We start from the raw sequence: 23,067 nt of genomic DNA on the forward strand, positions 1-23,067 counted from the left end.
GTGATCGACGGCCGGTCCCGGCGGGATGAATCGTCCTCCACGGCGCCGGTCCGGGCGGACAGGCCGCCACGCCGCTTCCTCGACATCCCGGCCGGGCCGAGGATCGCCTACGTGGAAGCGGGGTCGGGGCCGGACCTGATCCTAGTCCACGGCGCAGTGATGACCCTGGACGACATGTGGCTCGGCCCGATGGAGGCGCTGTCGCGGCATTTCCGCGTGGTCGCCATCGACCGGCCCGGCCACGGCGAGAGCGAGCATATCCCCTTCAGCGATGCGTCGGTCTGGCGGCAGGCCGAGATCGTCCGTGAGGTCGCACGGGGCCTGGGGCTCCGGCGTCCGGTCCTCGTCGGCCATTCCTTCGGCGGGGCCGTCTGCCTCGCCTTCGGCATGGCCTATCCCGACGAGGCGAGCGGCGTGGTGGCCATCTCACCCATCTGCTTTCCCGAGCCTCGCCTCGAGCAGGTCCTGTTCGGGCCGCGCGCCAGCCCGATGGGCGGGGACGTGCTGTCCAGGATGCTCGCCGGAAGCGACGCTCTCCTGATGCCGTTGCTGTGGCGGGCCATGTTCCTGCCGCAGCCGATGCCGGCGCGTTTCGCCGCCGAGTTCCCCTTCGGCCTCGCGGGCCAGTCCCGGCGCCTCGTCGCCGATGGCGAGAACGCCAACATGCTGTGGAGCGACCTCTCCCGCAGCGCGCTCGGCTATGCCACCTGCCGCGTGCCCGTGGCCATCCTGTGCGGCAGCGCCGACATCGTCACCAACCCGCTGATGCACGGGCGCCAAGCCGCACGCCTGATCCCGGACGCGACCTTCCGATGGCTGCATGGCCTCGGCCACATGCTGCACCATTTCGAGGTCGACGCGGTGGTGGAGGCGGCGCTGGACATCCAGCGCAGACGTGGAGACGAGGCGTGAACGGTGCCGCTGGGGAGCGTTGCCCGATCATCGGCCCCCAGCCGCGACCGTCTCCCGGTCGAGGGCGTCGAGGTACGGCGCGGCCGCTTTCTCCGCCGCCGCCTCGATGGCGCGGTAATCGCGGACCAGAACCGTCCCGAAGGCCGTGAGCCGCGCGCCGCCGCCGCTCCTGCCGCCGATCTGCGCTTCGACCACCGGTCGGCCGAAGCCGGTGTTCACCGCTTCGATCAGCGTCCAGGCGCGCCGGTAGGACATGCCGAGGGCCCGGCCCGCCGCGGAGATCGAACCGTGCTCGGCGACCATTTCGAGGAGGCGGATCTTGCCGGGTCCGAGGCGGTTCCCGGGGCCGAGATCGATCCGGATGCTCAACGTCGCCATCTCACCGCCCCTCGCCGGGCCACGCCCTGGAATCGTTCCGGTGAGGATCGACGATAGGCCATGCCGTCGGGCGATCAATCCTTGAGCGACCGGTATGTTCAGATGTATATAGCGGCATGCCGGGACTTTCGTCGATGACGAGGTCGGGCGAGGATGGGGCGGGGTGGCACCGGGTCGCCTCGGCCAGCAGATCGCGGAGAGACGAGCATGTTCACCTGCACCGGCTACGCATCCACCAGCGCGGAAGCGCCGCTCTCGCCCTTCACCTTCCAGCGTCGCGACCCGGGCCCCTCCGACATCGAGATCGAGATTCTGTATTGCGGGGTCTGCCACTCGGACCTGCACACCGCCCGCAACGAATGGGGCGGCACGCTCTACCCCTGCGTTCCCGGCCACGAGATCGTCGGCCGGGTGACGCGGGTCGGCGCGGAGGTCTCGGCCTTCAAGGCGGGCGACCTCGCCGGCGTCGGCTGCATGGTCGCCTCCTGTCGCGAATGCGACAGCTGCAAAGAAGGGCTGGAGCAGTATTGCGTGCCCGGCTTCACCGGCACCTATAACGGCCCCGAGCCGCAGACCGGCGGACACACGTTCGGCGGCTATTCGAGCCATATCGTGGTCGACGGCCACTTCGTGCTGCGCATCCCCGAAAACCTGGATCTCGCCGCCGTCGCCCCGCTCCTCTGCGCTGGCATCACCACCTATTCGCCCCTGCGCCACTGGGGCGTGAAGGCCGGGCAGAAGGTCGGCGTGGTGGGGCTCGGCGGCCTCGGCCATATGGGCGTCAAGCTCGCCCACGCCATGGGCGCGCATGTGGTCCTGTTCACCACCTCGCCCGGCAAGGAGGCCGATGCCCGGCGGCTCGGCGCCTCCGAGGTGGTGATCTCGAAGGATCCCGACGCCATGGCGGCACAGGGCGAGACCTTCGACTTCATCCTCGACACCGTGGCGGCCGACCACGACATCAACGCCTATCTCGGCCTGCTCAAGCGCGAGGGCACCCTCGTGCAGGTGGGCGCTCCGGAGAAGCCGCTCTCGGTCAACGTGTTCAGCGTGATCTGGCGGCGGCGCAACTTCGCCGGCTCGCTCATCGGCGGCATCGCCGAGACGCAGGAGATGCTCGATTTCTGCGCCGCGCACGGAATCACCTCCGACATCGAGATCATCCCCATCGACCAGATCGAGACGGCCTATGGCCGCATGCTCAAGAGCGACGTGAAATACCGCTTCGTCATCGACATGGCGTCCCTGCCCAAAGCCGCCTGACGATCCGTCCCTGCCTGTCTTCGGGAAGCTCCCCTTCATGCGCCACGCCTTCCGTGCCCTCGTGCTCGCCGGTCTCGTCGTTCTGGCGCCTGCCGCCAGGGCGGCCGAGACGGCCACGGTCTTCGCCGCCGCGAGCCTGAAGAACGCCCTCGACAATGCCGGCAAGGCCTTCACCGCCAGGAGCGGCGTCGAGGTGAAGGCGAGCTATGCCGCCTCCTCGGCCCTGGCGCGGCAGATCGAATCCGGCGCGCCGGCCGATCTGTTCGCCTCGGCCGATCTCGAATGGATGGATTATCTCGGCAAGAAGACCCTGATCCGCGCCGAGAGCCGGGTGAACCTGCTCGGCAACCGCATCGTCGTCATCGCGCCGAAGGATGCCGCGACCGCCGACGTGCCGTTCACGGCGGAGGGCTTCGCCGCCGCGCTCGGACCCGACGGTCGTCTCGCCACCGGAGAGGTCAATTCGGTGCCCATCGGCAAGTACGCGAAAGCCGCCTTCGAGACGCTCGGCCTGTGGGGAGGCCTGCAGCCGCGCCTCGCCCAGGCCGACAACGTGCGGGCCGCTCTGCTGCTGGTCTCGCGCGGGGAGGCGCCGCTGGGCGTGGTCTACGAGAGCGATGCCAAGTCCGATCCGGGGGTGAAGGTGGTGGGCGTGTTTCCGGCGGACAGCCATCCCCCGGTGGTGTACCCGTTCGCCGTCACGGCCGAGGCCAGGGGAGAGGGGGCCGCCAAGTTCCTCGACTTCCTGAAGAGCGCCGAGGCGAGGCCCTTCTTCGAGGCCCAAGGCTTCACCATCCTCGGCCCCAATTCCGCACGGTAAAAGGGAAACACCATGAAGATCAGCGCGCGCAACACCCTCAAGGGCAAGATCGTCGCCGTCGAGAAGGGCGCCACCACCGCCCATGTGAAGATCGAGATCGCCGACGGCACCGTCGTCACCGCCTCGATCACCAACGAGTCGGTGGATGCGCTCGGCCTCACCGTGGGCGGCGAGGCCTATGCCGTCGTCAAATCCTCAGACGTGATGATCGCCGTCGACTGAGCGATCCCATCCGCCTCATCCTGGCCGGCACCTTCGTTCCGCAGGGAGAGGCGGTCCCCGCAGGGGTGGGGGAGGGGAGGTGACGCCGTGGCCTTGAATTTCACGCAGATGGGGGCCGCCGGCTGGGTCGCCCGGATCGATGGCATCCCCCTCTACCTGAGCGACGAGAGCGGCGCGGTGGACCGCGCCCAGGCCGATCTGGCGGCCAAGGTCGCCGCCTCGCTCCCGGCCGTGCGGGACGCGGCCTCGGCCTATCTCGACCTGTTCGTGGACAGGACGAAAGCCTGCGGCCGCTCGGACGAGCCCTGGTGGCTGGACGAGATCGAGTTCCGCGACCCCGCCGGGGAGGACGCTACCGCCTACGCGCTCCATTTCACCCTGGACGGCGACGATGGCGGGCTGTGGACGGTCGAGATGCGGGCCTTCGAGGACCAGCACCGCCCTTTCCGGTTCGAGCGACGGCAGGGGTGAGGGGCGGGCCTGTGAACCCCGACAGCCCGCGCTTCGGCTAATCCTCGGCGGTCTTGGCCGCGTTCCGCCGGGCGATGAGCCATGTCCCGCCCTCGCCGAGGGCGATGGCCAGGAAGCCGCCGACCCAGAGCGGGACGAGATGCGGACCGAGGGTGTCGCGGAAGGCGAACAGGCCGACGAGGCCGATGGTCGTGGCCGTCGATCCCGCCAGGGTCAGGATCTTCAGCGCCAGCATGGCGATCAGGACGTTCATCGGGCCTCCGTTCGACGAGGATACGACGGGCGGCATCCATGGGCCGATGGACGACACGGCCCGCCCGACATTCCGAGGGGTGGGACTTCCCAAAGTGCAGGACCATGGCCCGTCCGCTCTGTCCAGGCCGGAGCGGCGCGCCGGCGTTAGAGAAGCACGAGGCTGAAACCGCGGAAGAGAGTCCCGGCCGGTGGCAGGCGGGCCAATGTGAGGGAAGGAACGGTCTCTTCCCCCTCTCGCCCCTGCCGCCGAAGACTTTGTGTCGATCGATCTCGAAAATCGAAATTCCATTTCGTTGACATGGGCGGCGCGTGTCTCATGATACGGATGTCATCTTGATTAATCGCCAAGCGGCCTAGTCGAGGGCCGGAACAGACTTCATCGTCGACGGAACTGTAGTTCCGATCATTCCGCTCGATGCCGGGATCCCGCCGCTTCTGCGAAGCGGTGATCGATATCCCTTGGCCGATGCCCCGCCCCGTTCCCTTTTCCGGAGCCACCCCATGTCGAACCAGAACACGCCGAACTCGCCCCGGCCCGCCTCGCTTCACCCCGAGACGCTCGCCCTGCATGCGGGCTGGCGCGCCGATCCGACCACGGGTTCGGTGGCAGTGCCGATCCACCAGACCACCTCGTTCCAGTTCCGCGACACGGCCCATGCCGAGAACCTGTTCGCCCTGAAGGAACTCGGCCACCTCTATACCCGCGTGACCAATCCCACCGTCGACGTGCTGGAGCAGCGCCTCGCCGCCCTCGAAGGCGGGGCGGCGGCGCTGGCCCTCGCCTCGGGCCAGGCGGCCTCCGCCCTGTCGGTGCAGAACCTCGCGCGGGTGGGCGACAACATCGTCGCCTCCACCGATCTCTATGGCGGCACCTGGAACCTCTTCGCCAACACGCTGGCCGAGCAGGGAATCGAGGTCCGCTTCGTCGATCCGGCCGACCCGGAGAATTTCCGCCGCGCCACCGACGATCGCACCCGCGCCTATTACGGCGAGACGCTGGCCAACCCGAAACTCGCGGTCTTCCCCATCGCGGAGGTGGCCGAGATCGGCCGGGGCTTCGGCATCCCGCTCATCGTCGACAACACCGCCGCGCCGCTCCTGGCGCGCCCGTTCGACCATGGCGCGGCCATCGTGGTCTATTCCACCACCAAGTATCTCGGCGGCCACGGCATCGCCATCGGCGGGGCGATCATCGATGGCGGGCGGTTCGACTGGGCGGCCAACCCCCAGCGCCAGCCCGCCCTCAACACCCCCGATCCGAGCTATCACGGCGCGGTCTGGACGGAGGCGGCCAAGCCCCTCGGACCTATCGCCTACATCCTGCGCGCCCGGGTCCGGCTGCTGCGCGACCTCGGCCCGTCGGTCTCGCCGTTCAACGCCTTCCTGACCCTGCAGGGGCTGGAGACCCTGGCCCTGCGCATCGAACGCCACAGCCGCAACGCGCAGGCCGTGGTCGATTACCTCGCGGCCCGGCCGGAGATCGAGCGGGTCATCCATCCCTCGCACGCCACCGGCAAGGCGCGCGAGCGGGCGGAACGCTACCTCAAGGGCGGCTATGGCGGCCTCGTCGGGTTCGAGCTCGCCGCCGGGCGCGAGGCCGGCCGTCGCTTCATCGAGGCCCTGTCGCTGTTCTATCACGTGGCCAATATCGGCGATGCCCGCAGCCTCGCCATCCATCCGGCCACCACCACCCACGCGCAGCTCACGCCCGAGGACCAGCGCGCCACCGGCGTGTCCGACGGCTATGTCCGCCTCTCCATCGGCCTCGAGCACATCGACGACATCCTGGCCGATCTCGACCAGGCCCTGGCCTCGGTCGGGTCCTTCGCGAAGGCCGCCTGACCGTGGCGGCCTCCCCGCTGGCTTCGTGGGCGGCACCGGAATCCTCTGCTCCCGCCGCCTCGATCCCCCGTCTCGACCTGCGCCGGCTGGATGCCGGGCCGGCCGAGCGGGAGGCCTTCCTGGCCGAACTGCGTGATGCCGCCCGTGATGTCGGCTTCTTCCACCTCGTCGGCCACGGCATTCCGGCGGCGGAGATCACGCAGGTCCAGGCCCTGGCCCGGCGCTTCTTCGCCCTGCCTCTTCCGGAGAAGCAGGCGGTGGCGATGGTGCGCTCACCGCATTTTCGCGGCTACACGGCGGCCGGACGCGAGATCACGCGGGGCGCGCCGGATTGGCGCGAGCAATTCGATGTCGGCGCCGAGCGCGAAGTCCTTCCGCAGACCGCTGCCTCGCCCCCCTGGAGCCGGCTGCAGGGGCCGAACCAATGGCCGGTCGGCCTGCCCGACCTCCGCGTCGGCCTGCTGCGCTGGCAGGCGGCGGTGACGCAGCTCGGCATCCGCCTGCTGCGCGCCTTCGCCCTCGCCTTGGGCCAGCCCGAGGACGTGTTCGCCCCGATCTACCAGGGCGCGCCGAACCAGCACATCAAGATCATCCGCTATCCCGGCCGCGAGGCCACGCAGGGAGAGCAGGGCGTCGGCGCCCACAAGGACAGCGGCTTCCTCACCCTCCTTGTCCAGGACGGGCAGAGCGGCCTCGAAGTCGAGAGGCCTGACGGTTGGATCGCGGCCGAGCCGGTGGAGGGGAGCTTCGTCGTCAATATCGGCGAACTGCTCGAACTCGCCTCCAACGGCTACCTGCGGGCCACGATCCACCGGGTCGTCACCCCGCCGGCGGGGCGCGACCGTCTCTCCGTCGCGTTCTTCCTCGGCGCCCGCCACGACGCCACGGTGCCCCTCCTCGACCTGCCGGCCGACCTCGCTTCGGAGGCGCGCGGGCCGGCGAGCGACCCCGACAACCCGCTCTTCCACGAGGTCGGCCGCAACTACCTCAAGGGCCGCCTGCGCTCCCATCCCGACGTGGCGGCGCGGTTCTACGGCGATCTCGCCGAAACGGCCCCCGCATGATCGGCGCTGCGTGGAAAGCCGTCTCCGATCTGCTTCGCGCGCCGCCGTCGCTTGGCGGGGTTTGCTTTGCCAGGCTTCGGCCCGGTGAGATCCGGCACGGGATCCCGGACGCTGCCCATCTCGGCGGTGTCGCCGCCATGTTCAGCCACGTCGTCTTCCGCACCGAGGTTTCCGAACCATGCTCGCCCCCTTCGCCGCCGAGCCCGACGCTTATCGAGAGGTCCGCACGGCCGACGACCGCTCTGCGGAGAGCTTCGACATAGGCACCCTCGCCCTTCTCCCGTCCCGCCGCTTCGCCATCCATGCAGGCCTGAGTGAGGCCGGCCCGCCCACGCCATCGCTGCGGATCGGGGAGGGGGACATCATGCGACGTGCCTTGTGGCCGATCCGCTCCCGCACCCGCCGGATGCTGAAACGCAGGCTGCGGAGGGCGAGGGCGTTCCACCCGGCCCTGCTTCGGGAGCGAGCCAGGCTCGCCGCCGATGCGTCTGCCGACGAAACGGCTTCTGATTAAATGCGTCCCGCTCAGAGCGCTTTTGATCGGATGCCTCAGCGGATGCTCATGCCAAAGTCGATCGTCTGCGAAATTCGATCATCCAAGCAGACCTCCTCATCCTGAGGTAACGCCCTGGACAACAACTCAAACAAGCTCTCAGCCGGGCGCGCCCGCCGCCGGGATCGCGGCGATGCCGGCCGAGGCGGCCCAGGCGGTGAGGTCGGATTTCCGGATCGCCGCCGCCATCAGGTCGGGGAACAGGTCCGGCGTGCAGGCGAAGGCGGGCACACCCAAGGCGGCGAGCCGGCCCGCCAGCGCCCGGTCGTAGGAGGGCGCGCCCTCGTCGGACAGGGCCAGCAGCGCTACCACCTGCACGCCCGACGCCACCATCCGCTGCGCGCGCGCCAGGAGCCCGGCCTCGACGCCGCCCTCGTAGAGGTCGGAAATCAGGACCAGGATCGTGTCCTCGGGCCGGGTGATGCGGGATTCGCAATAGCCCATCGCCCGGTTGATGTCGGTGCCGCCGCCGAGCTGGACCGAAAACAGCACCTCCACCGGGTCTTCCAACTCGTCGGAGAGGTCCACCACCTCGGTGTCGAACACGACGAGGCGGGTGGTCACCGCCGGGAGCGAGGCCATCACCGCGCCGAAAATGCTCGAATAGACGACCGAACTCGCCATTGAGCCGGATTGGTCGATGCACAGGATCACGTCCTTGAGGCTGGCGCGCTGGCGCCGGCCGTGGCCGAACCGGGTCTCGGGGATGATGGTGCGGTACTCGGCCTGATAATGGCGCAGGTTGGCCCGGATGGTCCGGTTCCAGTCGATCTCCGCATGGCGCGGGCGCCGGTTCACGCTGGCACGGTCGATGGCTCCGGTCACCGCCTGACGCAGGGGCTCTTCGAGCTTGCGCATCAAAGCGTCCACGACCTTGCGCACCACGAGGCGGGCGGTGTCCTTGGTCTTGCCGCCCAGCAGCCCGCGCATGGAGATCAGGGTCGAGACGAGGGCGACGTCGGGGACCACCGCCTCCAGCATTTCGGGCTCGGTGAGCATGCGCTTGAGGTCGAGGCGCTCGAAGGCGTCGCGCTGCATCACCTGCACCACCGAGGCCGGGAAATAATCGCGGATGTCGCCGAGCCAGCGGGGCACGGAAGGGGACGAGGCGCCGAGTCCGCCCTTCCGGTCGGAATCGTAGAGGGCGCCGAGCGCCCGGTCGATGCCGACATCGCGGCCCGACAGGCCGCAGCCGGTGCCGTCCGCCGCGCCCCCGCCGAGGACGAGGCGCCAGCGGCGCAGGCGCTCGGTGTCGCTCATGGCGTGTCCTCCGTCGTCTCGCTCTCCACAGGCGCCAGGAGGAGGCGCAGGATCGGCAGCACCCTGGCGGCGCGTTCGGCATGGAGGATGCGGCCCGATCCCTCTCCCTCGGAAACACCCGTCCCATGGCGGTTCAAAGCCTCGCCGATGGCGCGTCGCTCGCCCTGCGAGATCGTCGCGAAGGTGCGTCGCAGCAGGGGGAGCAATTCGGCAAAGAGCGTTCCGTCGAGGCCGGCGAGCCATTCGTCGATGACCGCGAGCAGGGTGCCGCCATGGATCAAGGCCGTGCCGCTCTCCTCCAAAAACCCCTCGATCCAGGCGGCCGCCGCCATCGTGCCCGAGGCGCGGGACAGAGCGAGGCGAAGCCGGTCGCCGGCCTGTTCCGCATCGAGGGCCCGATCATCGAACAGCAGTCGCACGGCGCGTCCGACGACGCGGCCATGCACATGGCTCTGGTCGGCCAGGCCGCGAAGGGCCTCCTGCCAGACGGCCTTCAGGTCGGGCTCCTCCAGAAGGGAGATCGCGGCGTGGACGCCGACGATCCGCGCCTTGGCGGCACTCGCTGCGTCGTCGTCGAGGCTCTGGCAGGCCGCCGTCAGTCCTGCGGCGGCGCGCGGCACGAGCCCGCGCACCACGCCGAGCACCGGCTCCGTATCGGAGGAGCGCACCGAGCCGTAGCGCGCCAGTTCGGCGAGCGGTGGCAGCGCCTCCATCAGGTCGAACACGTCCGCCGAGACGGCGGCGCGGTCGTTGAGGGCGCGGATCACATCCTCCCCGGCTCCGGCGAGATCGGCGTCGAGGAGCGTGCCGATGAGGCCCGACAGTTCCGCGACGCGGGTCGCTTCGTGCGCCCGCCTGCGCACCCGGCTGGCGGCGGCCTCGGCCACCGTGCCGCCATCGGCCGAGGCGGCGACCAGATCCACCACCCATTCGGGCTGCCAGGACAGGAACCACGCCTCCTTGAAGGTGCCGCGCCCGCGCGCCTGCTGACGCCGGCCCCAGGGGATGCCGATGAGGTGGAGCCGGTTGAGGAAATGGCTGCGGGCGAGGTCGTTCTCCTTGCGCAGGTCGAGCACGAGGTCGCCCGCGACCGCCTCCGGCTTGAGGCGCAGGCTCTTGCAGGTCGCGGCGAAATCAGCCTCCACCGGCGTGCCGGGACTGTCCGGCGGCGTCGCGCCCAGGCGCTCGCCGATGACGAGCTTGCGCCGGATCAGCACCATCGGCGCCGGATCGGCAAAGCACAGGGTCGCCTGCGCGGCCTCGTGCAGGTCGTCGAGGGAGGGGCGTGCCCGGCCCCGGAACCCGGCCAGCGCCTCGGCGAGGCGGGCGGCCTCGATCACGGAGGCCGGCGAGGCGTCGAGGTCTTCCGCGCGGAGCAGGGCCGCCGCGCGCGCGAGCCAACGCGCTGCGACACGGCCCTCGTGGTTCCACAGGGTATCGTACCATTCGGGCGAGAGCACCCCGGCCCGGTAGCCGCTGGCGGTGGCGAGGCGCTCGTAGGACCAGGGCGCCCAGGCTGCGGCGACCTTGGTCCGGGGCAGCCCTTTCAAAGTCGCCGCATCGAGGCCGACCTGTCCCTTGGCATCGTGGCGCGCCAGCGCCGGGGCGTGCCAGGCCCCGCAGATCACGGCGATGCGGGCGAAATCCTCACGCGCCGCCTTGCGGAGGCAGGTGCGCATATGCGCCTCGCGCGCCTCCTCGCGAAACGCCTCCCCATCGGTGTCCTGGCCGGGAGCGGTCTCCGCGCCCTCGCGCAGGGCCGTCATGGCCTCCTGGATCGCCGCGAACACGTCGCCGTTCTCGCCCGCGCGGCTCTCGACGAAGGCGTCCCACCAGCGCTCGCCGTCGGGAAAACCCGCGACCTCGGCCAGTTCGCCGAGGGGATCGCGCCGCAGGGCGAGGGAGGGCGCCTCGGCGGGCGCGGGCGTATCGAGCCCGGCCGGCGCCGTCTCGCCTTCGGGCGCCTCTCCCCTCGTTTCGAACCCGTCGGCGAGCTGGATCGCGTGCGGCAGGTCGATGAAGCGCAGGGTCGCCCCATGGTCGAGGCCGTGCCGCATGGCCACCCATTCGGGCGAGAAGGCCGCGAAGGGGAAGAAGGCGCAGGTCTGCGGCCGGTCCGCCCGGTAGACGAGCAGGGCCACCGGCGGCGCCATCGCCGGGTCGGCGACGAGGGGGATCAGGGCGTCGGCATCCGGCGGCCCCTCGATGAGCAGGCAATCGGGCCGGAAGTCATCGAGGGCCGCGCGCAGCGAGCGGGCCGATCCCGGCCCGTGATGGCGGATGCCGAAGATCCGAACCTCAGGCATCGCGGCCGGGGGTGGTGGGGCGAAGGCTCATGGCACGAATGGTCTCGTGGGTGGAATGATGAGGCAGCGAGGGACGGGCGCCGCCGAGTGAAGACGGGCGACGCCTCTCCCCGCTTGCGGGGAGAGGATCACAGGCACCTCGTCGTGCCTGTGATGAGCGGAGCGAGGGTGAGGGGGCGGCTCAGGATGAGGCACTTTCGGAATCGCCCCCTCACCCCCGGCTGCCGCCTCGCCGCGCCGACGACGGGGTCGTCGCGGCCCTCTCCCCGCGCGCGGGGAGAGGGATGCTCACCCCGCGTCTCGACGCGCGGGTCACGCGCTCTCGCGGGCGGCGCGGTAGAAGTCCTTCCACTCCGGCCGTTCCTTCACGACGGTTTCGAGATATTCGCGCCAGACGATGGCGTCCTGCACCGGATCCTTGATCACCGCGCCACTGATCCCGGAGACGAGGTCGTGGGCCGAGAGGTGGCCGTCGCCGAAATGGGCGGCCAGCGCCAGCCCGCTGCCGACGACGCTGATGGCCTCCGCCGTGGAGAGCGTGCCGGACGGCTGCTTGACCTTGCTCTTGCCGTCCGCGGTCACACCCTCCCGCAACTCGCGGAAGATGGTGACGACGCGGCGGATCTGGTCGGCGCCGGGCGGTTCGGCGGGGATCTCGAAGGCGCGCCCGAGGGCGGCCACGCGGGATTCGACGATGGCGATCTCGGCCTCGATCGTGGCCGGCGAGGGCAGCACCACGGTGTTGAAGCGGCGCTTCAACGCGCTCGACAATTCGTTGACGCCGCGATCCCGGTTGTTGGCGGTGGCGATGAGGTTGAAGCCCCGGGCGGCGGCGATCTCCTCGTTGAGTTCCGGGATCGGCAGGGTCTTCTCGGAAAGGATCGTGATGAAGCTGTCCTGCGTCTCGGAGGGGATGCGGGTCAGTTCCTCGACGCGGGCGATTCTGCCCTCCTCCATGGCGCGCACGATCGGGCTCGCCACCACGGCCTCGCGGCTCGGCCCCTTGGCCAGCAGCAGGGCGTAATTCCAGCCGTAGCGGATCGATTCCTCGCTGGTGCCGGCGGTGCCCTGCACGATGAGGCGCGAGGTGCCGCAGATCGCCGCCGCCAGATGCTCGCTGACCCAGCTCTTGGCGGTGCCCGGCGTGCCGAGGAGGAGGAGCGCCCGGTCGGTGGCCAGCGTCGCCACCGCCACCTCCATCAGGCGCCGGTCGCCGATGTATTTCGGCGTGACCTCGAAACCGGAGTCGAGCCGCCCGCCCATGAGATAGGTGACGACCGCCTGCGGCGAGAGCAGCCAGTTCGGCGGGCGCGGCCTGTCATCGGCGCCGCGCAGCGCCTCCAGCTCCTCGGCGAAGGCATCCTCGGCGGCCCGGCGCAGCTGCGTCGTCTTGGTTCCGTTGGTCTGGCTCATGCCTCAGGCGAACTCCCGTCGGATGGTGGCGCGTAGCGCGAGGGTTTCGGCGAAACCCTCGATCTGCCGGCGCAGGTTGTCCTCGGCCTCGTCCGGCAGCCGGGCGAGGATGGCGGCGGCGGAGGCCGCATGGTCCTCGTCGGGCCAGGCCCGTTCGGCGAGGCGGGTGAGCAGGTAAGCGGAGGCGAGGTCCTTGCGGTCGGATTGCGAGGTCCGCGTCACCGAGGCGAGCCAATCGAGGAGGGCCGCCGTGAAGGCCTCGGACAGGGAGGAGGGCGGCTGCCTCAGAAGGGTCAGGATCGTATCGATCTCCCCCTTGGCGAGCATCTGCGTCACCGTCGCCTCCCATTCCGCAGCGGGAAGCGACCGCACGGCGCTGGCCCAGGTCTCACGGAGGGCATCGCCCGGCTCGATGCCGGCGAGGCGCCCGGCGGCCGCCTCGCCCAGCACCGACACCATCGTCCGTACCCAGTCGAGGTCGCGCTCGCGGCGCGCGGCGGTGAGAAAACCATCGACGATCTGGATCGCCCATTCGCTGCGCAGGGCCAGTTCGATCCAGAGCCTCGGCGGATGTTCGGCGAAGGCGTGGAGGGGAGCGGCGGCGATGACGCTCTCGAGCAGACCGGCCCTCGCGCCGCCGCGCCTCCGCTCGTAGGCGTTCGGCTCGATCCCGTCCCGGGCGAGCGTCGGCGATTCCTCCGGCAGCGTGACCACCAGAGTGTGTTTCGTCCCGCCGAGGAGCTTCTCGCTGCTCTCGACCACGAGGGCGGTTCGCGCCCGCGCCGCCATGCGGGAGGCGAGGAGCGATTGGGTGAGGCGCGGCAGCAGACTCCTCGCCGCCGCGCGCACGCCGCCCGCGCGATCGTCCAGGCAGGTTTCGAGAAAGGGCGCATCCGCCTCCGACAGGCCGATCTCCAGGATGTGGACGAGGCGCTCACGCATGTCCGCCTTCTCGGCGCGGAACCCGGCCTCCAGTTCGGCGCGGGCTCCTGCCGGATCGCGCCGGCGGAAGTCGGCGAAGGCGGCGTGGCGTTCGGCGGGGCTCTCCTCCGCGCCGTCCGGGGCCGAAGTCGCCGCCTCGGCGCTTCGGGCGGAACAGGCCGCTTCCAGCCAGGCGAGCTCCTCGCCCGCGACCGCGTCGATGATCTCTTCCCACTCGCGCCGGCAGGGCGCGAGGGCCGGAAGCAGCCAGGGCGGCGCGCGCATCCCTGCTGCCGCGGCGAGCTCACACCACTCCTTCAGGCGGCCCCGCGCCTCTGTGCCCCCGGCGAGGAGCAGCCCGAGCCGCGCCGCCGCTGCAGGCGGGCAGGGCCGGCCCTTCGCCTCGTAGGGGGGCGCCGGCGTGAAGGCGTCGGGCGGAAAGCCGCTGCCGGCGAGATGGTGGATGCCCGCGACCGCGACCCGCGCCAGCAGGGCCATGCCCGGCTCCGCGCGCGGAAGCACGCCGGCGACCGTCTCGAGGTCGGCGGGGGCGGGAGAGCTGTCGGCCCCCAGCAGGACGGAGACGAGGGCCGATTCCCAATCGTCGGGAGCGGATGCGTCGAGGCTCATCAGGCCGCCCTCACCAGGATCGGCCGGGAATCCTGGGCGGGAACGGCGTAGAGGTGCCCTTCGGCCACCATGGCCAGGGGCGTGAGCGCGAACCCGTCATAGAGCCCGAAAAGATCGACAGGGCCGCCCGCCGCCACCGCCATCAGAGGGGGGAAATGTGCGGAATCGGCGAGGGTGAAACAGCCGGTGGCGTCACCCGCGCCCATGGCGCCATCCGCGAGATGTCCGAGGCGCAGGCCGGACAGCCTGACCGGCCAGCGGTCGATCCATGGCGCCCGCGCCAGGGCCTCGGCGAAACCGTCGAGGGCCTCGGCGACGCTCGTCGCGCCGGGCAGGGCGCCGGACTGCGCCGGTCCGGCGCGCCCCTCGCGAAACACGGCCCTGAGCGGCGGATCGCCGGGATGGAAGGCGAGCGCGCCCGAGAAATCCTGCCCCGCCGCCGGGACCGGCGGCAGCGGCGAGCCGGAGGTGCCGTAATCGACCACCTGGGCCATGGCGCCACTCGTGCGTCCGGCGAGCCAGACGGTGCGGGCGGTGAGCTTGTCCTCGTCCTCCACCGTATGGGCGAGGACGGCCCACTCGTCGACGAGACCCGGACGTGCCGACATCTCCTCGGCGGTCACGGGATAGCCGATGGCCGCGCGGACGCCCGCTGCCTGTTCGGGCGCGAGCCGGTCCAGACGCCGGGCGGCCCGGGCCAGCAGGGACAGGCGGCCGAGGGCGAGGGCAAGGGTCGCCTCCGGACGTGCGGCAGAGCCGGGCGCGGCCGCGACGAGGCCCGGCATGGCCCGGACCCTGCGGGCGAGGCCCGGGGCCTGTCCATCGACGAGGCGTCCCGCCATGCGGTCCCAGAAGGCATAGGGCTCGCGCCGCACCGTCGCGAGGCCGCGCCGCATCAGGTCGCCGAGCCAGAGGTCGAGTTCGCCGAGGGCCGCCGAGACCTTGTCCTCGCGGGCCTGGCGGCGCTTGGCCTGCCCCTTCTCGTCGACGGGGGCGGAGGCTTGCTGGGACCGCGTTTCGGCCGAGACGGCGCGGCTCTCGCGGCCCCGGATCCAAGCGGCGACCCAATCCGGCGGTTCGGCCTCGGAGATCGGCGCGGCGGCATCCACCAGCATCAGGCCGATTGCGTGCTTGCAGGGAAATTTTCGGCTCGGGCAGGTGCATTTCGAGGCCGGACCGGAGAGATCGGCCACCGTGCGATAGGGGTTCGCTCCGCTTCCCTTGATCTCGCCCCAGACGACGTCGCCCGCACGCCCGAGCCCGCTCCACTTGGCCGCCTTCGCCTGATCCTGCCCGGCCTTGCGGCTCGACGCATCGGGAGCGAGGTCGAGGATTTGCGCGGAGGTGAGGCTCATACGGCGATGGGACGGCGATTCCGAAGCGGGATGATTCGCCGAAGCCTAACCCGCCGAGGCGGCAATGCAAGCATAAATCGCCAGCTCAAATATCTATTAAGAAAATGCTGAGAAATTATATCGAATAACAAGCCTGTATAAATTTCAGACAAGGCTAAAACGCCAGAAATCATAGATTCTCATGGACCATGAGCGTGGTCGAAGTTTCGCTCATCCGCGATCGCCGGGCGCGCTGACATCGTTCGACCTCGCCAGTTGCTCTCGTTATTCCGGTGGAACGCTCGCTCGATGGTCATCGGCACAGCAGGGATGGCAGTTCGGCGCCTCCAACGAAAATCCCGCTGCGGCTTTCTCATCGACAAGAGCGCGGACTTCTGCCCGGAGATGCCCTCGCCCGAGGCTGCCTGTGTCGCGAAGGGACTCATGTCCAGGGCACCCGGTCTCTCCGCCGGAGGGAGACCATTCCCCATGAGCCGCGACATATGAACCTATCGTCGGCCTTCGCGTTTACAGTCTTCGTGTCAGAGAGGGAGTTGGGATGCGCATCGAGGAATACCGCGAGCCCAGTTGGCCCAGGCCCCGTGCCACGGATCTGAACAGCGCATTGACCGAGACGACCCGGCGGCGTCTCGGCGAGGAATTGCAGGCCCTCTATGAGCCGGTCATCGACGAGCCGCTGGACCCGCGCCTTGCCGAACTCATGAAGCAGCTTGAGGCGGATCGGGACCGGTAGGGGCGGGTCTGATCGAAGGATCGCGGGCGATCCACTCGGCGTGGCGAGGGGCGGATCGTAAAGGCGAGCTGCTCGATCGTTCACCCCGAGCGGCCTTCGATCTCGGCGGGTCACTCCGCTGACTGATCCTACCGATCGACCGTCGATCGTGTAGGGCCGGCTGAGGACATCACGAGGATGGGGACACGACGATCCCCGGCGTGGGTTCAATGAATGTCCAGACAGCCCATGTGGGACGGCGATGCCGGTCCGTCGCCCTGGAAATCAGGCGACTACAGTGATCGTCGAGTCATTGTAGAATGACTCTCGCCTTGTCTTGCCGGTGGTCCGCCTCGCATTCATTCCGCGCCGTCGGTCGCATCGCCCCACTCATGCGACACGATCTGCATAGCAGCCCGGCACGCACGATGGGCGACGGGCGGAGCGAAGGGGAAGACGCCCTGCTCCAAGCGAGCCATCAGCACGCTATCAGGGCCATGCAGATGCGGGCCAAGAGGGCGGCACGTCTCGCTCAATACGGGCTGTCATAGCCCAAGGTTACGCGGCGCATTCCTCAGGCACCGCTACGGGCTCTGCCAGACCTCGGGCATAGAGCTTGGCGACGGCTGCCCAGAAGCTGACCCCGTCTTCGCCTGGAGACATCTGCAAGCGGAGGTCGATGGCCTCCCTCGCCGCCTGCGCCATGGCGGTCAACTCGTCTTCGGCGGCTTCGAGCAACGACGGCATCGCGGCATCCTCATGCTGTGTCGCACCATGTGAAACGTCGGCATTGAACGAAACGATCCATCGGCTGCGCGAAGCGCGTCCGGCGGCCTCACAATTTGCGCGACGACCCAGAGGGTCAGATCAGGCACACCATAAGATAGTGCTTAATCGAGCCGCGCTTTTTCTATTCCTGGCGTCTCAGACCTCATTGTATCCCGGCCTTCGCAAAGGCATGTCTGCCAGCCATTGAGCTGAGCCTCGATATGTTTTAGGTATTTGGTTAAATTTTCGCATTGAAATCGCTCTGAAACGGAGATTTATACTATGCATTATGCAGGATTGGCAATTTTTGATGACGGCCGCCTCAATAGCGTGATTTTTTTGAGCAATAACGCCGATCCGAACTCAAACAAAGACGCGCCTCTCAAGGTGGGTTTCGCCGGCGGGTTCCTGGGCCTGTCCTTAGGGGGAGCCCCTTCGGTAAAATATACGTATCTAAGTGGTGGCGCCCAGGTGAATGTCGCCGATGGGGCCGGACCGTTAATTCTCGCCTATGACGACAGGACTGGCGATTCCGTTCTGCAGGGTGGTAAACTTGGTGACTTCCTATACGGCGGCTCGGGCAATGACGTCTTGAATGGCGGTGGCGGCGACGACACCTTGATAGGCAATCTGGGTACCAATATCATCCGAGGCGGTTCCGGAAACAATACCGCCAGTTATGTGGGATACAGCGGACCAAACGTTCCGGATACTTTGGGCGTTCAGGTTTTTCTTGACGAGCGCGAGGCCTACAACAGGGACGGCTTCGGATTTCATGACACGCTCATCGACATTCAGAATGTTGTCGGCACTCGTTTCCTCGATATCTTGGTCGGTGATGCGGGTGACAATATCCTGGAAGGACACGATGGCGCCGACGTTATCCGAGGTGGCGCAGGTAACGACACGTCGAGCTACGAGACGTCAGCCTTTTCTGTCGATGTGAACCTGACGACCAAGGTCAGCGATGGTGGGGCGGCGTGGGGGGATATTCTCGAGAGCATCGAGAACGTTCGCGGAAGTGACTACGCGGATTCTCTGACGGGCGATGCAAAAGCCAATGTGCTCGAAGGCGGCGCGGAAGCCGACCAGCTTTTCGGCGCGGGTGGCAGCGACACGGCGAGCTACGAGCATTCTCTCTTCGGTGTGACCGTCAATCTGACGACGGGGGCCAACACCGGTGGCGACGCTGGAGGTGATATCCTGACCGATATCGAGAACCTTCGCGGCAGTCGATACGAAGACGTTCTGACAGGCGATGCGACGGCCAATGTGCTCGAAGGCGGCGCGAAAGCCGACCAGCTTTTCGGCGCGGGTGGCAGCGATACGGCGAGCTACGAGCATTCCCTCCTCGGTGTGACCGTCAATCTAGCGACGGGCTCCTACAGTGGCGGTGACGCGCAAGGCGATATCCTGACCAGTATCGAGAACCTTGCCGGCAGCCAGAACGCCGATACGCTGACGGGCGATGCGGCGGCCAACGTCCTTGCTGGCGGCGCGGGAAACGACCGGCTTTTCGGAGGTGAGGGCAACGATACCCTGCGCGGGGACGCTGGCTCCGACACGCTGGTCGGGGGAGACGGCGACGATAGGCTGGTGGTTATCGAGGCGCCGACGCTGGTCCAGGGGGATGCCGGCAACGACAAGCTCTTCCTTCAGGGGGCGGAAACCTTCACGTTCATCGACATCAACTTCAAGGAGGTCGAGGCGGTCTATGTGCGCGATTCGCTGACCCTCGATATGTCTGGTGTGAGCACGAAAGTCGCGATCACCGTACAGAATGCCGCAACGACGCTCGCTACGGTGACGGGCACCAAGGGCAACGACACCATCACGGCCGGTGCGGGTGACACGGTCCTTGACGGTAGCACCGGGAGCGACAAACTCTCTGCCGGCGCAGGGGCTGATACCTTCACTTTCAAAGCGAACTTTGGACGCGACAATGTCTATGGCTTCGAGTCAGGTGCAGACCATTTTGACGTGTCAGCCCTCGTCAACAGCTTCAATGACATCAACATCAGCGGACTGAATGGCGGAGCGAATACGCTCATCACATTCGAGGGCGCTGGGTCAGGCAACAAGATCATCCTTCATGATGTTGCCGCTTCGTCGCTGGATGCGAGCGATTTCGGGTTTCTCCTCACCTAAGTTCAGTTCCCATCCCCTAACCCGAGCCCGGCCGGATCACTCCGTGGCGGGCTTTTTTCTGGCGTGATGCCGGCCGCTGTGCGGCACGTCCCAACGGGCGCGCTCGGAGTCTCACCGGGGATCCGTCGAAGGTACCTGTGGACCTCGCCCGCCAGCGCCGGTGTTCGTCGTCGCGACGGTGAGCGGCGCAATCAGGCGGGTAGGCGCGCCGCAGAAACCACAGAAGGACGGGGCGGCGTCCCCACTTCCGTAAACCGGTGCGGGCGAGAAGGCCCAACGATCTCAATGCGGAAATGGCATAAAAGGAAATGGTGCCCAGGGACGGACTGGAACTGCGCCACTACGACGTAAATGATATCAATGGCTTACGGGCCAACCCCTCGGGTCATGTATACCGGTGTTGTACCCCTCTGGCAACTTTAAAAGCTATGGAAATTGCTTGAGTTCACGCCGAACATTTGCATCCTTCCGTGGTCACCCGCGAAAGGATAAATCTCATGCATACTGACCTTACAAAGCAACCAGATCTTATCGAGAACGAATTGGAAGCCATCGCAGTAGGCATTTGCGATAGAGACAGGAGACTAAATATCCAAGTTGGCGTTTGTTGGCTAAAAAATGGTCAGGATCTTATCAAGGCGAAAGCATTACAGCAGCACGGCGGGTTCGAGGCTTGGTGCTTGAAACGCCTAAAATATGGCAAGCGTACCGCTGAAAAGCTGATGCAAGCGGCGGAAGTTTTTGGGCCACTCCTCAAATCCGTACCAGATTCGGATTTGCCTCCCCCTACGCCTGTCTATTTGCTTTCCGCCCCTTCAGTACCAGCTGATATTCGCGAAAAGTATGCCCCAAAGGTTGTGGCTGGCGAAAAGGTCACCGGAGAAATAAGAACTGCACTAAAACGATTTCGGGATGTGAAGCTTGATGGCGGAAAAGAAAGCAACGGAAGCGCGGATGAACCGGGTATTTATGCATCTAAAAATGCGAGCTCTGTCGATAATTCGACTCTATTGCCGATAAAGACATCATTTATGGAGCTGTTGGGCAATAACATTAGTGCCCTGTTCGATCTCGTCGAGGCAAGCGGCCCAGGAGTAATTTTTACCCCTGAGTTCGAATGCGAAATCCGTAAAACTGCTAATCAATCGTATAAATCAACAAAATTGATGCCTAACAACGAACGCTACACGGCGTCTGACGTCGGTCCCATGCGCGACATTCTGATTCGTCGCCTGCAGCCGTCGGAAAAAATCGAGTAGTCACAGGTATCGCCTTGGCCTTGTGATTTCGCAATATCAAGAGGGTGCAGTGCGAATTTTGGCAAGCGATGGGTTTAGGTTATAAAAATATATGACAGATGCTTATATACGTAATTTATAACGATTGCCTACTGCTTGTAATACATTTCTCACCAATTGCCCACTGACGACATCGCGCGTTGTCAGTGGGCTAGTGTGTAAGCCCACCAGCAATCAACCCAACCCCAACACAGGCGCAGCATCGCTATGCCATCAAAACCGCCTCAGACATCAGTTTGGCAGCCTACACGACGTAAAGCCAATCGCCGCAAGCCCATGACAACGTGGCCTATTTTCGAGCAGGCGCACATAGAGCTGCACGCGAAGCTAAAGGATTATTTGCGCACACGTCGGGTAGGCGCCAAAGCGCTATCGGACGATGTACGCGCTGAAATCCCGACGCTAGCTGCCAAACACCTCATGGCGAACAACATGCAAGCACGCATCGATTACCTAGATGTCGCGAGCACAATGATCGTAGATCAGCTTGCTCGGTTGCCGCCGGGCAAACGCGTGTCTTGGGTCACCCTGATCGCCGAACAATTCGTAACAACTTTGCCCGACGCCGCAACGTTTGACCCAAAAACGCTGCAGACGTGGGCCGCCGAGCAACTCAAGGGCTGTAATTTCATCGGTATGGTTGAGGCGTCGCTTTACACCAATGTCGGGCTCATCCGCGAGGGTATGAAACAGGCCGTATCCTGGCACGTTCACGCGTTGGTGTGGGGGCCGGCACAAGACGATGTAAAGGCGCTCGTTAAGCGGATCAACGGCGCAAACCGCACACTGATACCTGGGCTGGATGCAGCAAGGGCCGCGAGCTTCAATGCGACCGAGGTCGAGGGGAAAGTGATTTACATGCTTAAGGCCCCGCAAAGCGAGTACCGTATTTGGGCACACAGGGAAGAGGCAATCGACACTGAAACCGGCGAGATAAGCAAGTTCACTACAGGGAAGTTTTATCAGGGGAAGCGCCCGCTGCTGAATCGCCCTGGCCTACAGGCAAAGATGTGCAATGCCATGTGGGGGCTTCGACTAGATGATCTGTCGTTTGCTGCCGGCGAAGGAGTCAAACTACTGAGTCGCATCAATTACCGCGCTCTGGCCAAAAGTCGTGCTTGGACGGCAGCACACGAGAAACGCCGGCAAGAATAAGTTCAACTTCGAGCCTAACACCGTCCTAGGGTTGACGGGGCTTATTGACGGCCTGCTACGGCGTTTGGCATGCTAACGTTGCCAAACTTGCCAGTTGCAGACTTTGGGCCGGGTGATCCCTATGCCCACCTACTCAAGGTGACTCGGCCCGCTCTCGTGCTCGCCCCGTCAACCCTGTTTGAGGACATCTCGGCGCGCCTTGCCGAGGCTGGTGTAATCGATGCCGTTGCTCGTGGCGATACCGGGCCGGTGTACAATTGGCTGATGACCCTGGTGCCGCTGCAGGGGATCTCTGATGCAATCGCGTTCGGTTATGCCGAACAGCATGGAAGGGCTACGTGGGCCGATGTGGTTGCAACGTTGAGCGCTTCGCCTTCGTGCCCCCGCCTTGCCAGCTACTGGGCTTTTGCGGACTGCGGCTATCTCAAGACCGCGGGCACATGCGCTGAAGCTCGCCATCGCCCGGCCTGCCCGCTACCGACCCTGCCGCTGCGGAAGGGCGGGCTGAACCAAGCAGCCTACAGCCTCGCCCTTTTCATACGTGATGTGTGTGGCGGTGACTTCATTGGCTGGATCGACAGGCGACTTGCTCAGGCCGATCTCGGCATCGGCATGCGCAACCGAAGCCAAATGATGCGGGCAGCCGTTCTGGGCCCCCTCACGTCGATTGTTGGCGTGTCGGACAAGCTTTGGTCCATGATGCTCGCGGAGCTGCTGCTTGTCGCCGACCCGAACCGTGAGCGCTGGGTGAGCACCGGCGCCAGCATGATCGCCATCGACAGCTTGGTACACAACTTCCTACATCGCAGCGGCGCACTTCAGCGCTTTGGTGCCAAGCACCCCTACGGCCCCGGCTGCTACGCCGCTGGCGGGTGCGCTGATATCGTTGAAGGTCTTGCCGAGCGTGTCGATGCGCGTGAGTTCAACCCTGCCTTCCCTGCGACCTTCCCACGTTTCGTTCAACACGCCATCTGGCTATGGTGTGCCGAGTGGGGCCTGAACCTGTGTAACGGCCGCAAGATCGACGACACCGAGGGCTGCAAGCAGGTTTACTGCCCCGCGTACTCAGACTGTGATCGGGTTGTCCTTCATGCTGAAATGTATGGCGCCCAAGCTAAATTAGTGCACTGACGCGGTCGGAGGATTCTCGCAGGGCGTGATGCATGCGAGTATGGGCGATGGCTCAGACCGTTTGCGCGCTCCTCGACGACGCCACCAAGTCAGCGCTGTCCGCAATCGCTGGAGATTGATCCCGCCCCCTCAAGCACATCCTGCGGGCGCGCATTGTCCTGCTCTCGTCCGAACGATTGAGCATGCAGAA

Annotated in this window: 21 protein-coding genes; 13 read left to right on the plus strand and 8 right to left on the minus strand. The window is 66.6% G+C overall.

Annotated features, from left to right (window positions below; translation table 11 throughout):
- A complete protein-coding gene (locus A3OM_RS0100235) occupies positions 1–912 on the plus strand; it encodes an alpha/beta hydrolase (RefSeq protein WP_245257750.1) in 912 nt (303 codons plus the stop codon).
- A gap of 27 nt (positions 913–939) precedes the next feature.
- On the opposite strand, the gene A3OM_RS0100240 is transcribed toward A3OM_RS0100235, so the two are convergent.
- On the minus strand, positions 940–1,290 hold the full coding sequence (locus A3OM_RS0100240) for a winged helix-turn-helix domain-containing protein (protein WP_018041717.1): 351 nt from the start codon (positions 1,288–1,290) through the stop codon (positions 940–942).
- Between the two features lie 207 nt (positions 1,291–1,497).
- On the opposite strand from A3OM_RS0100240, the gene A3OM_RS0100245 reads away from it, so the two are divergent.
- The 4 genes from A3OM_RS0100245 to A3OM_RS0100260 all read left to right on the plus strand — a co-directional run bounded on the left by A3OM_RS0100245 (position 1,498) and on the right by A3OM_RS0100260 (position 4,066).
- Positions 1,498–2,553 carry an NAD(P)-dependent alcohol dehydrogenase gene (locus A3OM_RS0100245; RefSeq protein ID WP_018041718.1) on the plus strand — a complete coding sequence of 352 codons (1,056 nt, stop codon included), beginning with the start codon at positions 1,498–1,500 and terminating at the stop codon, positions 2,551–2,553.
- Between the two features lie 37 nt (positions 2,554–2,590).
- Positions 2,591–3,373: a molybdate ABC transporter substrate-binding protein gene (modA, locus tag A3OM_RS0100250; RefSeq protein ID WP_018041719.1), complete on the plus strand. Its 783-nt coding sequence runs from the start codon at positions 2,591–2,593 to the stop codon at positions 3,371–3,373.
- Positions 3,374–3,385: 12 nt separating this feature from the next.
- Positions 3,386–3,595 (plus strand): molybdopterin-binding protein, encoded by a 210-nt coding sequence (locus tag A3OM_RS0100255; protein ID WP_018041720.1) that lies wholly within the window; start codon positions 3,386–3,388, stop codon positions 3,593–3,595.
- Positions 3,596–3,682: 87 nt separating this feature from the next.
- Entirely contained in the window at positions 3,683–4,066 is a 384-nt protein-coding gene (locus A3OM_RS0100260) for a hypothetical protein (RefSeq protein WP_018041721.1), read from the plus strand.
- 37 nt (positions 4,067–4,103) lie between these two features.
- Here A3OM_RS0100260 and A3OM_RS0100265 read toward each other — a convergent pair whose 3' ends face one another.
- Positions 4,104–4,319: a hypothetical protein gene (locus A3OM_RS0100265; RefSeq protein ID WP_018041722.1), complete on the minus strand. Its 216-nt coding sequence runs from the start codon at positions 4,317–4,319 to the stop codon at positions 4,104–4,106.
- 503 nt (positions 4,320–4,822) lie between these two features.
- Here A3OM_RS0100265 and A3OM_RS0100270 point away from each other — a divergent pair.
- The 3 genes from A3OM_RS0100270 to A3OM_RS0100280 all read left to right on the plus strand — a co-directional run bounded on the left by A3OM_RS0100270 (position 4,823) and on the right by A3OM_RS0100280 (position 7,741).
- Positions 4,823–6,163 carry a PLP-dependent transferase gene (locus A3OM_RS0100270; protein WP_018041723.1) on the plus strand — a complete coding sequence of 447 codons (1,341 nt, stop codon included), beginning with the start codon at positions 4,823–4,825 and terminating at the stop codon, positions 6,161–6,163.
- 2 nt (positions 6,164–6,165) lie between these two features.
- The gene (locus A3OM_RS0100275; RefSeq protein ID WP_018041724.1) at positions 6,166–7,227 is read left to right on the plus strand and encodes an isopenicillin N synthase family oxygenase; all 1,062 of its coding nucleotides are present in this window, start codon (positions 6,166–6,168) and stop codon (positions 7,225–7,227) included.
- A 178-nt stretch (positions 7,228–7,405) separates the two neighbouring features.
- Positions 7,406–7,741 carry a hypothetical protein gene (locus A3OM_RS0100280; RefSeq protein WP_018041725.1) on the plus strand — a complete coding sequence of 112 codons (336 nt, stop codon included), beginning with the start codon at positions 7,406–7,408 and terminating at the stop codon, positions 7,739–7,741.
- 138 nt (positions 7,742–7,879) lie between these two features.
- Here the strand turns inward: A3OM_RS0100280 and A3OM_RS0100290 are convergent, their stop codons facing one another.
- From A3OM_RS0100290 to A3OM_RS0100310, 5 genes are all read right to left on the minus strand, one after another.
- Positions 7,880–9,040 (minus strand): VWA domain-containing protein, encoded by a 1,161-nt coding sequence (locus tag A3OM_RS0100290; protein WP_018041727.1) that lies wholly within the window; start codon positions 9,038–9,040, stop codon positions 7,880–7,882.
- Positions 9,037–11,346 carry a DUF5682 family protein gene (locus A3OM_RS0100295; RefSeq protein WP_018041728.1) on the minus strand — a complete coding sequence of 770 codons (2,310 nt, stop codon included), beginning with the start codon at positions 11,344–11,346 and terminating at the stop codon, positions 9,037–9,039. Before A3OM_RS0100295 ends, A3OM_RS0100290 begins: the two co-directional genes overlap by 4 nt.
- A gap of 312 nt (positions 11,347–11,658) precedes the next feature.
- Positions 11,659–12,759 (minus strand): AAA family ATPase, encoded by a 1,101-nt coding sequence (locus A3OM_RS0100300; protein WP_018041729.1) that lies wholly within the window; start codon positions 12,757–12,759, stop codon positions 11,659–11,661.
- Between the two features lie 3 nt (positions 12,760–12,762).
- Complete coding sequence (locus A3OM_RS0100305) at positions 12,763–14,310, minus strand: DUF5691 domain-containing protein (protein WP_018041730.1); 1,548 nt, start codon at positions 14,308–14,310, stop codon at positions 12,763–12,765.
- A complete protein-coding gene (locus tag A3OM_RS0100310) occupies positions 14,310–15,665 on the minus strand; it encodes an SWIM zinc finger family protein (RefSeq protein ID WP_018041731.1) in 1,356 nt (451 codons plus the stop codon). Before A3OM_RS0100310 ends, A3OM_RS0100305 begins: the two co-directional genes overlap by 1 nt.
- Before the next feature lie 538 nt (positions 15,666–16,203).
- Between A3OM_RS0100310 and A3OM_RS0100315 the strand changes: the two genes are divergently transcribed.
- Positions 16,204–16,398 carry a hypothetical protein gene (locus A3OM_RS0100315; protein ID WP_018041732.1) on the plus strand — a complete coding sequence of 65 codons (195 nt, stop codon included), beginning with the start codon at positions 16,204–16,206 and terminating at the stop codon, positions 16,396–16,398.
- Positions 16,399–16,935: 537 nt separating this feature from the next.
- On the opposite strand, the gene A3OM_RS0100325 is transcribed toward A3OM_RS0100315, so the two are convergent.
- A complete protein-coding gene (locus tag A3OM_RS0100325) occupies positions 16,936–17,124 on the minus strand; it encodes a hypothetical protein (protein ID WP_018041734.1) in 189 nt (62 codons plus the stop codon).
- A gap of 303 nt (positions 17,125–17,427) precedes the next feature.
- On the opposite strand from A3OM_RS0100325, the gene A3OM_RS24900 reads away from it, so the two are divergent.
- The 4 genes from A3OM_RS24900 to A3OM_RS24680 all read left to right on the plus strand — a co-directional run bounded on the left by A3OM_RS24900 (position 17,428) and on the right by A3OM_RS24680 (position 22,877).
- Complete coding sequence (locus A3OM_RS24900; protein ID WP_081612595.1) at positions 17,428–19,293, plus strand: calcium-binding protein; 1,866 nt, start codon at positions 17,428–17,430, stop codon at positions 19,291–19,293.
- Between the two features lie 497 nt (positions 19,294–19,790).
- Complete coding sequence (locus tag A3OM_RS24905; protein WP_081612596.1) at positions 19,791–20,552, plus strand: DUF3102 domain-containing protein; 762 nt, start codon at positions 19,791–19,793, stop codon at positions 20,550–20,552.
- A 315-nt stretch (positions 20,553–20,867) separates the two neighbouring features.
- Positions 20,868–21,746: a hypothetical protein gene (locus tag A3OM_RS0100335; RefSeq protein ID WP_018041737.1), complete on the plus strand. Its 879-nt coding sequence runs from the start codon at positions 20,868–20,870 to the stop codon at positions 21,744–21,746.
- Between the two features lie 69 nt (positions 21,747–21,815).
- Complete coding sequence (locus A3OM_RS24680) at positions 21,816–22,877, plus strand: hypothetical protein (RefSeq protein ID WP_018041738.1); 1,062 nt, start codon at positions 21,816–21,818, stop codon at positions 22,875–22,877.
- Positions 22,878–23,067 lie beyond the last annotated feature (190 nt).

The organism is Methylobacterium sp. 88A, from assembly GCF_000376345.1.
Classification (GTDB): domain Bacteria; phylum Pseudomonadota; class Alphaproteobacteria; order Rhizobiales; family Beijerinckiaceae; genus Methylobacterium; species Methylobacterium bullatum.